Annotated in this window: 13 protein-coding genes, 1 tRNA gene and 2 pseudogenes; 14 read left to right on the top strand and 2 right to left on the bottom strand. The window is 70.5% G+C overall.

Translation table 11 applies throughout. The annotated features are described in order from the left end of the window. Positions 1 to 71 precede the first annotated feature (71 nt). The 4 genes from B5M43_RS06780 to serA all read left to right on the top strand — a co-directional run bounded on the left by B5M43_RS06780 (position 72) and on the right by serA (position 3,583). The gene (locus B5M43_RS06780) at positions 72 to 998 is read left to right on the top strand and encodes a LysR family transcriptional regulator (protein WP_134745882.1); all 927 of its coding nucleotides are present in this window, start codon (positions 72 to 74) and stop codon (positions 996 to 998) included. A 9-nt stretch (positions 999 to 1,007) separates the two neighbouring features. After that, positions 1,008 to 1,475: a hypothetical protein gene (locus B5M43_RS06775; RefSeq protein ID WP_055991936.1), complete on the top strand. Its 468-nt coding sequence runs from the start codon at positions 1,008 to 1,010 to the stop codon at positions 1,473 to 1,475. Further along, positions 1,472 to 1,816 carry a hypothetical protein gene (locus B5M43_RS06770; RefSeq protein ID WP_055991939.1) on the top strand — a complete coding sequence of 115 codons (345 nt, stop codon included), beginning with the start codon at positions 1,472 to 1,474 and terminating at the stop codon, positions 1,814 to 1,816. Before B5M43_RS06775 ends, B5M43_RS06770 begins: the two co-directional genes overlap by 4 nt. 177 nt (positions 1,817 to 1,993) lie before the next feature. Further along, positions 1,994 to 3,583, top strand: a complete 1,590-nt coding sequence (gene serA / locus B5M43_RS06765) for a phosphoglycerate dehydrogenase (RefSeq protein WP_055991942.1) — start codon at positions 1,994 to 1,996, stop codon at positions 3,581 to 3,583. A gap of 22 nt (positions 3,584 to 3,605) precedes the next feature. Here serA and B5M43_RS06760 read toward each other — a convergent pair whose 3' ends face one another. Then, positions 3,606 to 4,148 (bottom strand): TetR/AcrR family transcriptional regulator, encoded by a 543-nt coding sequence (locus B5M43_RS06760; RefSeq protein ID WP_055991945.1) that lies wholly within the window; start codon positions 4,146 to 4,148, stop codon positions 3,606 to 3,608. Between the two features lie 90 nt (positions 4,149 to 4,238). On the opposite strand from B5M43_RS06760, the gene B5M43_RS06755 reads away from it, so the two are divergent. The 9 genes and pseudogenes from B5M43_RS06755 (at position 4,239) to B5M43_RS06715 (ending at position 13,125) form a co-directional block, all read left to right on the top strand. Then, positions 4,239 to 5,768, top strand: a complete 1,530-nt coding sequence (locus B5M43_RS06755; protein ID WP_134745879.1) for an MFS transporter — start codon at positions 4,239 to 4,241, stop codon at positions 5,766 to 5,768. 34 nt (positions 5,769 to 5,802) lie between these two features. Beyond that, a complete protein-coding gene (locus tag B5M43_RS06750) occupies positions 5,803 to 6,855 on the top strand; it encodes a 3-isopropylmalate dehydrogenase (protein WP_055991950.1) in 1,053 nt (350 codons plus the stop codon). 32 nt (positions 6,856 to 6,887) lie between these two features. Then, the gene (locus B5M43_RS06745) at positions 6,888 to 8,003 is read left to right on the top strand and encodes a branched-chain amino acid aminotransferase (protein ID WP_134745878.1); all 1,116 of its coding nucleotides are present in this window, start codon (positions 6,888 to 6,890) and stop codon (positions 8,001 to 8,003) included. Between the two features lie 22 nt (positions 8,004 to 8,025). Next, the gene (locus B5M43_RS06740; protein WP_134745877.1) at positions 8,026 to 8,799 is read left to right on the top strand and encodes a fumarylacetoacetate hydrolase family protein; all 774 of its coding nucleotides are present in this window, start codon (positions 8,026 to 8,028) and stop codon (positions 8,797 to 8,799) included. Positions 8,800 to 8,828: 29 nt separating this feature from the next. Continuing rightward, positions 8,829 to 10,051: pseudogene (locus B5M43_RS06735) on the top strand (MFS transporter). Positions 10,052 to 10,106: 55 nt separating this feature from the next. Then, a complete protein-coding gene (gltX, locus tag B5M43_RS06730) occupies positions 10,107 to 11,621 on the top strand; it encodes a glutamate--tRNA ligase (RefSeq protein WP_134745876.1) in 1,515 nt (504 codons plus the stop codon). An 89-nt stretch (positions 11,622 to 11,710) separates the two neighbouring features. Then, positions 11,711 to 11,782 (top strand) — tRNA-Gln (locus tag B5M43_RS06725). Between the two features lie 177 nt (positions 11,783 to 11,959). Beyond that, complete coding sequence (locus B5M43_RS06720) at positions 11,960 to 12,652, top strand: DUF5343 domain-containing protein (protein WP_134745875.1); 693 nt, start codon at positions 11,960 to 11,962, stop codon at positions 12,650 to 12,652. After that, entirely contained in the window at positions 12,649 to 13,125 is a 477-nt protein-coding gene (locus B5M43_RS06715) for a TIGR02391 family protein (RefSeq protein ID WP_134745874.1), read from the top strand. Before B5M43_RS06720 ends, B5M43_RS06715 begins: the two co-directional genes overlap by 4 nt. On the opposite strand, the gene B5M43_RS06710 is transcribed toward B5M43_RS06715, so the two are convergent. Next, the gene (locus B5M43_RS06710) at positions 13,122 to 14,195 is read right to left on the bottom strand and encodes a tyrosine-type recombinase/integrase (RefSeq protein WP_230667744.1); all 1,074 of its coding nucleotides are present in this window, start codon (positions 14,193 to 14,195) and stop codon (positions 13,122 to 13,124) included. The genes B5M43_RS06715 and B5M43_RS06710 overlap by 4 nt on opposite strands. A 182-nt stretch (positions 14,196 to 14,377) precedes the next feature. On the opposite strand from B5M43_RS06710, the pseudogene B5M43_RS06705 reads away from it, so the two are divergent. Beyond that, a pseudogene (locus B5M43_RS06705) lies at positions 14,378 to 14,578 on the top strand (IS3 family transposase); the annotation flags it as partial.

The following is a 14,578-nucleotide window of genomic DNA, read 5'->3' as shown; positions in this document are numbered from 1 at the left end:
CAGTGTGCGGCGCGCAGACCGTTCGGGAAAAGCGGATGGATGCGACGGATTCCGTTCGATAACATCGAACGATGATCGGGACCTGGAGCAGCCACCGCCTGCGGCTGCTGCGAGAGCTGCAGCTGCGCGGCACGATCGCCGCCGTCGCCTCGGCGCTGAACTACAGCGCGTCGACCGTCTCGCAGCAGCTGGCGAAGCTCGAGAGCGAGATCGGGACGCCGCTTCTGCGCGCCGACGGCCGGCGCGTCCGCCTCACACCGGCGGGGGAGACCGTGGCCGCGCACGCCGCCCGGGTGCTGGCCCTGGAGGAGGAGGCCCGGGGTGCGCTCGAGCTCACGGCACCGGGGCCGAGCACGGTCAGGGTCGCGGCGATGCAGACCGCGGCGATGGCGCTCGTGCCGCCCGCGCTCGCGCGGATCGAGGCCGAGCATCCGCACGTGCGCGTCGAGATGGTCCTGCTGCCGCCCGAGCAGGGGCTGTTCGAACTCGAGGCCGGCTCGCTCGACGTGGTCGTGGCCGAGCAGTACGTCGGCCGCACGCGCCCGCACCGCCCGGGGCTGGAGCGCACGCTGCTGGGGCGCGACCCGATCGACCTCGTCGTCGCGCAGGACAGCGCCATCCGCTCGCTCGCGGACGCGCGCGAGTCCGCGTGGGTGGTCGAGCCCGAGGGCACGCAGGCGCGGGCCTGGGTGCTGGAGCAGTGCCGCGCCGCGGGCTTCGAGCCGGACGTGCGGTTCGAGGCCGCCGACCTCGTGGCGCACGTGCGGCTCATCGCTTCGGGACGCGCCGTCGGGTTCGTGCCCGGGCTCGCGTTCGACGGGGACGACGCCCCCGTGCGGCGGATCTCCCTGCCCTCCGCGGCGCACCGCGAGGTGTTCCTGGCGTTCCGCTCTTCTTCGCGAGAGGTGCCGGCCGTGACCGCGGTGCGCGGCGCGCTCGCGGCCGCGTTCGCGGACGCCCGTCATCGCGATGACGAGGCCGCCGACGGCGCTCGATAGTCTGGCGGCATGACGTCCGGCGACGACGATGCGCTCTCCTGGGAGGGCGACGACGACCCCACGCTCGACGCGCGTGCGGACCGCGCCGCCCGTCCTGCACCGGATGCGCCGCGGGCGACCGCCCGGCCGGCGACCGCCGCGCCGAAGGCCACCCCGTCGGACGAAGCGCCGTCCCTCGGCAGCGCCGCGCTCGTGGCATACGGCGTGCTGGGCGGCGTCTTCGCGCTCTACATGGTCGGCTGGGCCCTCGGCGGCTTCCGGCTGCGCGACCGCGTGCAGGCCGACACCGGCGCGGTGGCCGACGTGATGCTGCAGGGCGCCATGTGGCTCGGCATGCTCGCCCCGGCCATCTGGTTCGTCGCGGCCGTGGTCCTCACCCGAGGAGGCCCGCAGTGGCGCCGGTTCGCGGCGCTCGCGGTCGGCGTGCTGGTGCTCGTGCCGTGGCCGTTCGTGATGATGGGAGCGATGGGACGATGAGCCGCACGACCGCCGCCCGCACGGCTCCCACGTGGGCCGTCGCCGCGATCGCCGGGGCGTTCGCGCTCCTGTTCGCGTATGCCGTGTGGAGCGCCGTCAGCTACCTGGTCGGCTGGATCCAGGCCGCCGAGGTCGCCGGTCTCTCGCTCACGCCGATGGGCTGGACCGTGTGGATCCTGGCGATCGTCCTGCCGATCCTGCTGTTCGGCCTCGCCCTCGGCCTGGGCCGGCGCCGCGGCCTCACCGTGCTCGCGCTCCTGCTGCTCGCGGGGCTCGCGCTGGTGGCGGTGTTCTGGCTCGACGTGATCGCGTACACGACGGTCGTCCTGCCGGTCGGCTGACCGCGGGCGGGCCCGGCGCCGTCCTGGGCCCGCGCGCCGCTCCGATAGAGTTGTGGGGCACGATCGCGCCCCCGGCGGGCCCGCAGGCCGGCCGCGGCGTGGTGTGAACGGACCGACCCGAACCGCCCATCCCCACTCGCGCGGCCCCACGCGCACGCACCGAAGGATCCAGACCCCGTGCCGAAGCCCGTCGTCCTCATCGCCGAAGAACTCTCTCCCGCAACGATCGAGGCGCTCGGTCCCGACTTCGACATCCGCACGGTGGACGGCACCGACCGGCCGGCGCTGTTCGAGGCGCTCGCCGACGCGAACGCGGTGCTGATCCGCTCGGCCACGAAGATGGACGAGGAGGCGATCGGCCGCGCCCCGCAGCTCAAGGTGATCGCCCGCGCGGGCGTGGGCCTCGACAACGTCGACATCAAGGCCGCGACGACGGCGGGCGTGATGGTCGTCAACGCGCCGACCTCCAACATCATCTCGGCCGCCGAGCTGACGTGCGGCCACATCCTGAGCCTCGCGCGTCACATCCCGCCGGCGGCGACGGCGCTCGCGGGCGGCGAGTGGAAGCGCAGCAAGTACACAGGCACCGAGCTGTACGAGAAGACCCTCGGCGTGGTGGGCCTCGGCCGCATCGGCGCGCTCGTCGCGGCGCGGATGCAGGCGTTCGGGATGCGCGTCATGGCCTACGACCCCTACGTCACGCCGCAGCGCGCGCAGCAGCTGGGCGTCGAGCTCGGCTCGCTCGACGAGGTGCTCGAGCAGTCGGACTTCCTCACGATTCACATGCCGAAGACGCCCGAGACGACGGGCATGATCTCCACGGCGCAGCTGAAGAAGATGAAGCCGACCGCGTACGTGATCAACGTCGCGCGCGGCGGCCTGATCGACGAGGCCGCGCTCGAGCAGGCGCTGAAGGACGGCGAGATCGCCGGTGCCGGCCTCGACGTGTTCTCGAGCGAGCCGCCCGCGGACACCCGCCTCACCGGCCTGCCGAACGTCGTCGCGACGCCGCACCTGGGCGCCTCGACCGACGAGGCGCAGGAGAAGGCCGGCGTCTCGGTCGCCAAGTCGGTCAAGCTCGCGCTCGAGGGCGACCTCGTGCCCGACGCGGTCAACGTCGCGGGCGGCGTGATCGACCCCTTCGTGCGCCCCGGCATCGCGCTCGTCGAGAAGCTCGGACAGGTGTTCGCGGGCCTCGCCAAGTCGGCCCTCACGAGCCTCGACATCGAGGTGCGCGGCGAGCTCGCCGCCTACGACGTGAGCGTCTACCGCCTGGCGGCGCTCAAGGGCATCCTGACCAACGTCGTCAGCGAGACCGTCTCGTACGTCAACGCACCCCTGTTCGCCGAGCAGCGCGGGATCGAGACCCGCATGATCGTCGAGGAGGAGAGCCCCGAGTACCGCAACGTCACGATCCTGCGCGGCACGCTCTCGGACGGCACGCTCCTCAGCGTCGCGGGCACGCTCGCCGGCACCCGCATGGTGCAGAAGATCGTCGCGATCAACAACTACGAGATCGAGGTGCCGATCGAGAAGCACCACGTGGTGCTGATCTATCGCGACCGCCCGGGCATCGTCGCGATCTACGGCGAGAAGTTCGGCGCCGCCGGCATCAACATCGAGGGCATGCAGGTCGCCCGCGAGCAGGCCGGCCTCGCGCTCAGCATCGTGACGGTCGACCAGCGCGTGCCCGACGAGGTGCTCGACGAGATCGGCCGCGACATCGAGGCGACGCTGATCACGCAGATCGAGATCACGGAGGACTGACCTCCGCGGGCCGCCGCGCGCGTCAGTCGCGCGCGGCGGTCTCGACGAGCCGGATGAGCGCCGCGAGCGCCTCGCCGCGCGGCACGGGGCCCGGCAGGTCGTTCATGAGGGCCGAGTTGACGTAGATCCCGTCGCTGACGAGCATCACGAGGTCGAGCGCGGCGTCGTCGCGCACGTGCGGGCGCAGCGCCTCGCCCCAGCTCGCGCGCACGGCCGCCAGCTCGGCGGCCGCGGCGGCGTTGCCGCCGTGCGCGAGGCGGCCGACCGCCGTGATCGCGCGGTCGAGGGGCAGCCCCACGTCGCCCGACGTCGACAGGAAGTACGAGATCGGTCCCTCGGGCGCCGTGCGCACCGCCTCGACGTCCTCGGCCGCGAGCATGCGGAGCCGCGCGTACATGCCCTCCTCGAGCGCCTCGCGCGACCCGAAGTGGTAGAGCAGGCCGCCCTTCGAGACCCCGGCCTCGCGCGCCACGCTCTCGAGCGTCGCCGCGCGCTCGCCCTCGGTGATCAGCAGGCGCTCGAAGGCGTCGAGCACCTTCTCGCGGGCGTGCGGGGGACGGCTCATGCGGTCCACCCTCTCATGCCCAGTCGGTGCTCGGCGTGCGCCATTACTGTACCATCTGGACGGTATAGAAAGCGCGAGGAGCGGATCGGCATGACCATCACGGCGACGACGTCGACAGGCACGGCTCAGCGAGCGGACTGGCGCGGGTGGGTCGCGCTGGCGGTGCTCATGCTCCCCGTGCTGCTGGTGTCGGTCGACAACACGATCCTGAACTTCGCGCTGCCCGCGATCGCGCGCGATCTCGAGCCGTCCAGCGCCGAGCAGCTCTGGATCATCGACGCCTACTCGCTGGTGCTCGCGGGCCTCCTGGTCACGATGGGATCGCTCGGCGACCGGCTCGGGCGGCGGCGCATGCTGCTGTTCGGCGCGGTGGGCTTCACGGTCGTGTCGGTCCTCGCCGTGTTCGCGCCGACCGCCGGATGGCTGATCGCCGCGCGCGCCGCCATGGGCCTGTTCGGCGCGTCGCTCATGCCGTCGACCATGTCGCTGCTGCGCGACATCTTCCCCGACCGCGACCAGCGCCGGATCGCCGTCGCGATCTGGGCGGGCATGTTCTCGGCCGGGGCCGCGCTCGGCCCGATCGTCGGCGGCTTCCTGATCGAGCACCTGCCGTGGCAGAGCGTGTTCCTGCTCGCCGTCCCCGTGCTCGTCCTGCTCCTGGTGCTCGCGCCGGTGTTCGTGCGCGAGAGCCGCGATCCGCATCCGGGCCCCGTCGACGGCGCGAGCATCGTGCTGTCGATGCTCGCGCTCGCGCCCATCGCGTACGGCATCAAGGAGGTCGCGGTCCACGGCGCGATCGGCGCCGCGCCCATCGCGGTCGGCGCGCTGTTCGCGTGGCTGTTCGTGCGGCGCCAGCGGGCGATGGACGCGCCCATGCTCGACCTGACCCTGTTCCACCGCCCGGCGTTCTCGGGCTCGCTGCTGGTCAACCTGTGCAGCGTGATCGCGCTGGTCGGCTTCCTGTACTTCGCGTCGCAGCACCTGCAGCTGAGCGTGGGCCTGAGTCCCATGGCCGCCGGCTTCGCGCTCGTGCCGGGCATGGCGCTGTCGATCCTGGGCGGTCTCGCGGTGACGCCGATCGCGCGCCGGCATCCGGCGTCGATCGTCGTGCCCGCGAGCCTGATGCTCGCACTGGCCGGGTACCTGATCGTCGCGCTCGCGGGCGCGCACGACCTGTGGCTCATCGTGGTCGCGTTCGCGCTGCTCGGCGCGGGCATCGGCGCCACCGAGACCGTGTCGGGCGAGCTCATCCTCGCCAACGCGCCCGCCGCGAAGGCCGGGGCGGCCAGCGCCGTGTCCGAAACGGCGTATGAGCTGGGTGCGGTGCTGGGCACCTCGATCCTGGGCGGCATCCTGACCGCCGGGTACCGGTCGAGCCTCGTCGTGCCCGCCGGGGTCCCGGATGGGCTCGCCGCGCACGCGCGCGAGACGCTCGCGGGCGCCATGAACGCCGCCGACGAGCTCGGGGGAGAGGTCGGGGGCGCGCTGCGCGCGGCCGCGGCGGACGCGTTCGACGGCGGCGTCGCGGTGACGTCGCTGATCGGCGCGGCCCTGGTCGTGCTGAGCGGGGTCATCGCCGCCATTACGCTGGGAGGACGCCGAGGAGCCGCGCGACCCTGACCGCGCCGGCCGCGGCGGATCCAGAAGGAGAGCAATGTCGCGTGTCGTGAAGCTGGCCGTCATCCCCGGCGACGGGATCGGTCCCGAGGTCGTCGCCGAGGCCGAGAAGGCGCTCGACGCCGTCACCGCCGGATCCGGCGTCTCGTTCGAGAAGACCCGGTTCTCGCTCGGCGCCGGTCGGTACCTCGAGACCGGCGACACCCTGACCGACGAGGACCTCGACGCGATCAAGGCCCACGACGCCATCCTGCTCGGCGCGGTGGGCGGCGTCCCCGGCGACCCGCGCCTGAAGGACGCGAACATCGAGCGGGGGCTGCTGCTGAAGCTGCGCTTCGAGCTCGACCACTACGTGAACCTGCGCCCCTCGAAGCTCTACCCCGGTCAGCCGGGGCCCCTCGCCGACCCCGGCGACATCGACTTCGTCGTGGTGCGCGAGGGCACGGAGGGACCCTACGTCGGCAACGGCGGGTCGATCCGCAAGGGCACCCCGCACGAGGTCGCGAACGAGACCAGCGTCAACACGGCGTACGGCGTCGAGCGCGTGGTGCGCTACGCGTTCGAGCTCGCGGAGCGCCGCTCCAAGAGGCTGACGCTCGTGCACAAGACGAACGTGCTCGTGAACGCCGGCTCGCTGTGGCAGCGCACGGTCCAGGAGGTGGCGATTGGCCATCCCGAGGTCGCCGTAGACTATCTGCACGTCGACGCGGCCACCATCTTCCTGGTCACGAACCCCGGGCGCTTCGACGTCATCGTCACCGACAACCTCTTCGGCGACATCCTCACCGACCTGGCCGGCGCCGTCACCGGCGGAATCGGCCTCGCCGCGTCGGGGAACATCAACCCGAGCGGCGCGTTCCCGTCGATGTTCGAGCCCGTCCACGGCTCGGCGCCGGACATCGCCGGCACGGGCAAGGCGGACCCCACGGCCGCCATCGGATCCATCGCCCTGCTGCTCGACCACCTCGGGCTTCGCGAAGAGGCGGATCGCGTCACGCGCGCGATCGAAGACGACATCAGCGAGCGAGACGGCTCGCCACGCACGACGACGCAGATCGGCGACGCCATCGCCGCCCGGCTGCGGGCGTAACCTGGGGCCGAGCCCCGGAGACAGGACCAGTGATGACCGACACCACCACGACCACCGCTCAGACCGACGCCGGCGTCGCGCCGCTCGAGTTCGCGGTCACGAAGAACCTGGCCGCGAAGTCCTCGGCCCAGCGCGAGGAGGTCCTGAAGGATCCCGGCTTCGGCACGCACTTCACGGATCACATGGTCGACATCTGCTGGTCGGCCAAGGGCGGATGGCACCGCCCGCGCGTGCAGCCGTACGGACCCATCAGCCTGGACCCGGCCGCGGCCGTCCTGCACTACGGCCAGGAGATCTTCGAGGGCATCAAGGCGTACCGCCACGCCGACGGCGCCGTCTATACGTTCCGGCCCGACCAGAACGCGCTCCGGCTGCAGCGCAGCGCGCGCCGCCTGGCGCTGCCCGAGCTGCCGGTCGAGCACTTCCTGCAGTCGCTTCGCGAGCTGATCGCGGTCGACGGCGCGTGGGTGCCGTCGGGCGAGGACCAGAGCCTGTACCTGCGGCCGTTCATGTTCGCGAAGGAGGCGTTCCTGGGCGTGCGCCCGGCGCACAAGGTCGCGTACTACGTGATCGCCAGCCCGGCGGGCTCGTACTTCCCGGGTGGCGTGAAGCCCGTGAAGATCTGGCTCTCGGAGAAGTACCAGCGCGCCGCCAAGGGCGGCACCGGCGCCGCGAAGACCGGCGGCAACTACGCCGCGAGCCTGCTGCCGCAGGCCGAGGCCTACGGCCAGGGCTGCGACCAGGTGGTGTTCCTCGACTCCGACGGCAACATCGAGGAGCTCGGCGGCATGAACATCCTGTTCGTGAAGAAGGACGGCACGCTCGTGACGCCCGCCTCGGACAGCATCCTCGACGGCATCACCCGCAATTCGATCCTCGAGCTGGCGCGGGACCGCGGCCTGACGGTCGAGCAGCGCCCCGTGTCGCTCGCCGAGTGGCGCGACGGCGTGGCCTCGGGCGACATCACCGAGGTGTTCGCGTGCGGCACGGCGGCCGTCATCACCCCGATCGGCCTGCTGAAGGGCGAGGGCTTCGAGGACGAGCAGCCGGTCGGCGAGCTCGCGCTGTCGCTGCGCCAGGAGCTCACGGACATCCAGTACGGCCGCCGCGAGGACACGAAGGGCTGGCTCTACCGCCTCGACGACTGAGACCCGTGGCTAGGCTGAAGCGGTGAAGATCGCGCGGTTCAGCCACCACGACACCATCCGCTTCGGCATCCTGGACGGCACCGAGCTCGTCGTCCTGGCGGGCGATCCGATGTTCGCGGGGTACGAGACGACCGGCGAGCGCGTGCCGCTGGGCGACGCCGCACTGCTCGCGCCGGTCATCCCGCGCTCGAAGGTCGTGTGCGTCGGCCGCAACTACCGCGACCACGCCGCCGAGCTCGGCAACGAGGTGCCGAAGCAGCCGATGCTGTTCTTCAAGCCGAACACCTCGGTGATCGGCCCGGGCGACGCGATCGTGCGCCCGGTGCAGACGCAGGACACGCAGTGGGAGGGCGAGCTCGCCGTCGTGATCGGCCGGATCGCCAAGAACGTCAAGGCCGCGGACGCGCTCGATTACGTGTTCGGGTACACGATTGCGAACGACGTCACGGCCCGCGACCTGCAGAAGCCGGATGGCCAGTGGGCGCGCGCCAAGGGCTTCGACACGTTCTGCCCGCTCGGGCCGGCGATCGAGACCGACTTCGACTACACGCAGGGCGAGGTCATCACGCGGCTCAACGGCGAGGAGAGGCAGCGCGCGCCGTTCACCGACATGATCTTCGACATCCCGTTCCTGATCGAGTACGCGTCGGCGGCGTTCACGCTGCTGCCCGGCGACGTGCTGCTGACCGGCACGCCGGCGGGCGTCGGGCCGTTCCAGGCGGGCGACACGATCGAGGTCGAGATCCCCGGCCTCGGCGTGCTCCGCAACACCGCCCGCGACGCCCTGGCCGCCTGACGGTGGTCGAGCGCGCCGACACCGAGGAGCTGACGACCGACGAGGTCGCCGGGATCCAGGCGCGCACCGTGCGCGTCCTCGCCGCCGGGCAGGTGCTCGGCGGCGTCGCGTTCGGCGCCACGATCTCGCTGGGAGGGCTGCTCGCGGCCGATCTCTCCGGCGACGAGTCGCTCTCGGGCTTCGCGACCGCGTCGGTCACGCTCGGGGCGGCGCTGTGCGCCATCCCGCTCGCCCGGCTTGCGGGGGCGCGCGGGCGCCGCTTCGCCTTGACGCTCGGAACGTGTTCGCCCTGATCGGCATCGCGACCGTGATCACGGCCGCGGCGATGCGGATCTTCCCGCTGCTGCTGGTCGGCGTCGTCCTGATCGGCGCCGGCAACGCCGGCAACCTCCAGTCGCGGTTCGCCGCCACCGACCTCGCCGCGCCGGCCCGCCGCGGCCGGGACCTCGGCACGGTGGTGAGGGCAACGACGGTAGGCGGCGTCCTCGGGCCCTTGATGCTGACGCCGGGGGAGATGCTCGGCGGGGTGATCGGCATGCCGCGCCTCACCGGGGCCTATCTGTTCTCGATCGTCGCGCAGCTCGCGGCGCTCATCCTGTACCTGGTCGCCCTGCGGCCCGATCCGCTGCGCGTCGCGCAGCGGATCGCGCGGGCCGCCGTCTCGGCCGGGCCGGTGGCGGCCGAGGTCGACCGCCCGATCGCGGCGCGGTACGCGGTGTTCGCGACCGCGGCCTCGCACGTCGTCATGGCCTCGGTCATGGCCATGACCCCCGTGCACCTGTCGCACCTCGCGCACATCGGCCACGGCGCGGCGACCACGGACGTCACGTTGCTCGTCGGCACGACGATCGCGCTGCACGTGCTCGGGATGTACGGGGCCTCGCCGCTGTTCGGCGCGCTCGCCGACCGACTCGGCCGCGTGCAGACCGTGCTGATCGGGCAGGGGCTGTTCGCCGCGTCGCTGCTCACCGCCGCCGTGTGGTCCGACGTGCAGGCGGCGGTCGTCGTGGCGCTCGTCCTGCTCGGGCTCGGATGGAGCGCCTCGACCGTCGCCGGATCGTCCCTCCTCACCGAGAGCACGCCCGTCGCCCTGCGCCCGAAGCGGCAGGGGGTCAGCGACACCGCGTCGGCCGCCGTGGGCGCCGTGCTCGCGGGGCTCGTGCTCGGCTGGCTCGGCTACGGCGCGCTGGCGCTGTTCGCGCTCGGGGTGGTCGCCGCGACCACACTGCTGTCGCCGCTCGGGCGGCGCTGACCCGGGTCCGCGGCCGCGCGGGCGGGGCGGCGCGCCGGAACTAGACTGGTGGGCGATGTCTTCTGCACCCGATCCCCGCACCACGACGGCCACCGGCGCCGACGTCCGCGTGCGCTTCTGCCCCTCGCCCACGGGACTGCCGCACGTCGGCCTGATCCGCACCGCCCTGTTCAACTGGGCCTACGCGCGCCACCACGGCGGCAAGCTCGTGTTCCGCATCGAGGACACGGATGCCGCGCGCGACAGCGAGGAGAGCTACCAGCAGCTGCTCGACGCGCTCCGCTGGCTGCACATCGACTGGGACGAGGGCGTCGAGGTCGGCGGCCCGCACGCGCCGTACCGCCAGTCGCAGCGGCACGACATCTACCGCGAGGTGCTCGACAAGCTGATCGCGAGCGGCGCCGTGTACGAGAGCTTCTCGACCGCCGAGGAGATCGACGCGCGCAACGAGGCCAACGGCCGCGCGAAGCAGCTCGGCTACGACAACTTCGACCGCGACCTCACCGAGGAGCAGAAGGCCGCCTTCCGCGCCGAGGGCCGCCAGCCCGCGCTGCGCCTGCGCGTGCCGGACGACGAGGACCTCACGTTCGTCGACCTGATCCGCGGCGAGGTCACCTTCCCGGCCGGGTCGTTCCCGGACTTCGTGATCGTGCGTCCCAACGGCGTGCCGCTCTACACGTTCGTGAACCCGGTCGACGACGCGCTGATGGGCATCACGCACGTGCTGCGCGGCGAGGACCTGATGCCCTCGACCGCTCGTCAGCTCGTGCTCTACCGCGCGCTGATCGACGCCGGCGTGACCAGCTTCATCCCGCGCTTCGGGCACATGCCGCTCGTGCTCGGCGACGGCACCAAGAAGCTGTCGAAGCGCGACCCGCGCGCCGACCTGTTCCTGCAGCGCGAGAAGGGCTTCATCCACGAGGGCCTGCTGAACTACCTGGCGCTGCTGGGCTGGTCGATCGGCCCCGATCGCGACGTGTTCTCGCTCGACGAGTTCATCGCGGCGTTCGACATCGCCGACGTCAACCCGAACCCGGCCCGCTTCGACCAGAAGAAGGCCGAGTCGATCAACGGCGACCACATCCGGATGCTCGAGCCGGCGGACTTCGCCGAGCGCATCACGCCCTACCTCGTGAAGGCGGGCGTGGTGGGGGAGACGCCCACCGACGCGGAGCGCGAGCTGATCTCCAAGGCGGCCCCGCTGATCCAGGAGCGCCTGCCGCTCCTCGGCGACGCCCCGGGTCTGCTCGGGTTCCTGTTCGCCGAGTACGTCACCTATGACGAGGACGCGCGCGCCGGGCTGCCCGAGAACGCCGTCGAGGTGCTGAAGGCCTGTGCGTCGGCGCTCGAGGAGGTGCCCGAGGAGGGCTTCCAGACCGAGGCGATCCAGGCGGCCCTGTCCGCCGCCCTGATCGACGGCCTGGGCCTCAAGCCGCGCGTCGCGTACGGTCCGCCGCGCGTCGCGATCTCCGGCCGCCGCGTCTCGCCGCCCCTGTTCGAGTCGATGGAGCTGCTCGGCAAGGCCGAGTCCATCCGCCGCCTCGTGGCGCTCGTGGAGGAGCTCTCCTGACGCGACACGCCATGGTGCGGCGTCCGGTTTGGCCGCTCCCGAGCTGTCGGGTAAGCTAGACCCTCGGTACGGCTTCGGCCGGACGCCCTTGGGGTATGGTGTAATTGGCAACACGGCTGATTCTGGTTCAGTTGTTCTTGGTTCGAGTCCAGGTACCCCAGCTTCAAGAAAACCCCCGCTCAGGCGGGGGTTTTCTCGTTTGCGCAGTGGCTGATCTGCGCAGTGCGCGAGTGACTGGCCCCTCCGAATCCCCTCGGTCCTAGCACGCGGCGGCGTGTCACGCGGGCAATGTTGCGGGCCATCAGGAGAATACGGGGACTGCGCGATGGAGGACGACCTTGGCTAACACTTACCCGTATATCTCGTCGATCGGTGGACTGGTCAAGGCGGTCGAACAGTTCAGACGCTCCTTTCCGAACGCCGTCGACGCTGCGTACCTGAAGCGTATGAAGATTGCACCGGGCAACGAGTCCTACCTGATCAACATCCTCCGGTTTATCGGACTGATTGACGACGAGGGCGTCAAGGTCGAGGAGGCGGCGAACGCGTTCTTTGGGAACGAAGACCACTTTCGGGCGGGCCTCAGTGAGATCGTGTCGAGGGCTTACGCCCCCGTCTTTGAGGAACTTGGCCCCGATGCATGGACTGCGAGCCGGGACGACTTGGCCCATTGGTTCCGAATGGTCGACAAGACCACCGAGCTCATCGGTCAGCGGCAAGCATCGACGTTCCTCGCGCTCGCCGGACTAACGGGACGCGGTACGCCGTTTGACGCTAAGCCGACGCCGAAGAGTTCAACTCGTGCCGCGAAACCGAAGGCCACAAGAGACTCCTCAGCAGCGGACGCGACCTCATCCCGCAAGGCTGTCTCTCATGGGGGCACGAGCAACACCGAGAAAGAGCATGCCAACCGCTCCGACGGCCCGATCGGACTGTCAGTACGCATCGAGATCAATGTTCCCGTGGGTGCGACGGCGGATGAGTACGACGCGATGTTCGCCAGTATCCGGAAGCACTTGTACCCGGCGTGAACCTCGAAGGTCTCGAGCAGCTGGCGCGCTCCTATCCTGCGACTGCCATTGAGGTCCCAGAGAGTTCCTCGGATCTTCACCCCTTCGAGGTCCGAAACGTCCATCCCGACCTTCCGGGTAAGGTGCGCCGCCAATTCGATGATGGCTACTTCGATGACGCGACCTTCACCGCGTTCAAGTTCATCGAGCAGGAAGTCAAGCGTCTGAGCGGCTTACGCAGGCTCACAGGAAACGCGTTGATGATGAAGGCGTTCGACGAGAACGAGCCGCTGCTGGCGGTCAATGGACGCGCGACCGACTCGGACCGTGACGAGCAGTTCGGATATAGGTACATGTTTGCGGGTGCGCAGTCCGGAATCCGCAACCCGCGAGGCCACGAGGTCGACATTCCTGACGATCCCGATACTTGCCTCGACCACCTCGCGTTGGCCTCCGTCCTCCTCCGGAAACTGGATGCTGCAGGTCTGCGCTAACGCGACAAGGCGAGGTCCTGCGCGTTGTCGCCCTTGCGGGTCAGCCACACAGGACGTACCGCGACCGCGTCAAGGCGATCCATGTCGTCGGTGTGGCTGTCGTTGAACAGGTGCAGGTAGTGCTTGTACATCGTCGCGATGTCCTCGTGGCCCATGTACTTTGCGGCGCGCTCGATGGGGATGCCCGCGGCGGCACACGCGCTCGCGTAGAAGTGCCGTAGGTCGTGCCAGCGCACTGCCGGGATGCCCAGGACAGCCAGCGCCGGGAGGAAGTGCTTCCGGTACAGGTTGTCGTGGTTGAACTGCACCGAGTAGTCGAGCGCGCCGCGGGTCTTGCCGTGGCCCCCGCGGCGGCGTCCTGGCCACAGCATCGCGTCGGGGTCGTTGCGGTGTGGGTGCTGTGCGATGTGCTCGCGTAGTCGCTCCGCGAGAGTGCGATTCAGCGGCACCTTGCGGATCGACTTGGCTGACTTCGGAGTGATGTACTGCCAGCCCTCTCGGGGCGAGTACTGCGCCTGCCGCTGAACGTGGATGAACGGCGATCGAGCGAATAGATTCACGTCGCGGATGCGCAGTCCTTCCAGCTCCCCGGCGCGCAGACCGGTGTAGGCGGCGGTGAGGATGATGAGCCCGTCCGGCGGCGTGTCAGCGAAGTGCTCGACCACTGCGGCGACCTGCTCGGGTGTCAGGAAGGTCAGCTCGTGGTGCTGCACCTTCGGGATGCGCACCGGGCCGCACGGATCCGACGAGATGAGTCGCAACTGCAAGGCGTACTTGAACACCGACGACAGCGCTACGTACCGGGTGCGGATGGACGACTGCGAGTAGTGCTCGTCGGGTGCATCCTCCGGCGCGTTCTTCGGGCGGGGCTTGACTGCCGAGCGCTGTGCCGCCAGCCATGCCTCAATGTCCATCGTCGTGATCGCGTTGATGCGCCGGTGTCCGAACGTCGGATAGATGTGCAGGGCGTAGGTCGCGGCGTTGTCCCGCCGCGTCTTGGGCTTCAGCGTGTGCGCGTGGGCCGCTTGCATGACCTCCGCGACCTCGCGGAAGGTCTTCGTGTTCTTCACCAGCGCATCCGTCGAGTTGCCGTCTGCAAGCTCGTTCTCCACCCGCAACGCGACCGCTCCGCCTCACGCTTGACGGTGAAGGTCTTCTGCTGGAACTTTCGGGCGGCGTTGCGCCAACGAACCTCGTAGGCAACTGAATCGGCCTGGGTTTCGTTCCGTTCTTGAAGCAAGGATGGAACGCGATGAACCGGAAGTACTCTCCCGAGATGCGCGAGCGCGCGCTGCGGATGCTCGATGAGGCCAAGGCCTCCGGTGAGCACTCGAATCTGATGTCTGCGGTGCGGCATGTGGCCGGTCTCCTCGGCATGAGCGCGGAGACGCTGCGGGTGTGGCATCGTCGTCGGGAGGTCGACGCGGGCGCGAAGCCCGGTGTCCCGAGCGAT

This window comes from Microbacterium sp. MEC084 (genome assembly GCF_004514465.2).
Classification (GTDB): domain Bacteria; phylum Actinomycetota; class Actinomycetes; order Actinomycetales; family Microbacteriaceae; genus Microbacterium.
Note: the sequence above shows the minus strand (reverse complement) of the source record. Positions and strands in the feature narration are given on the sequence as shown.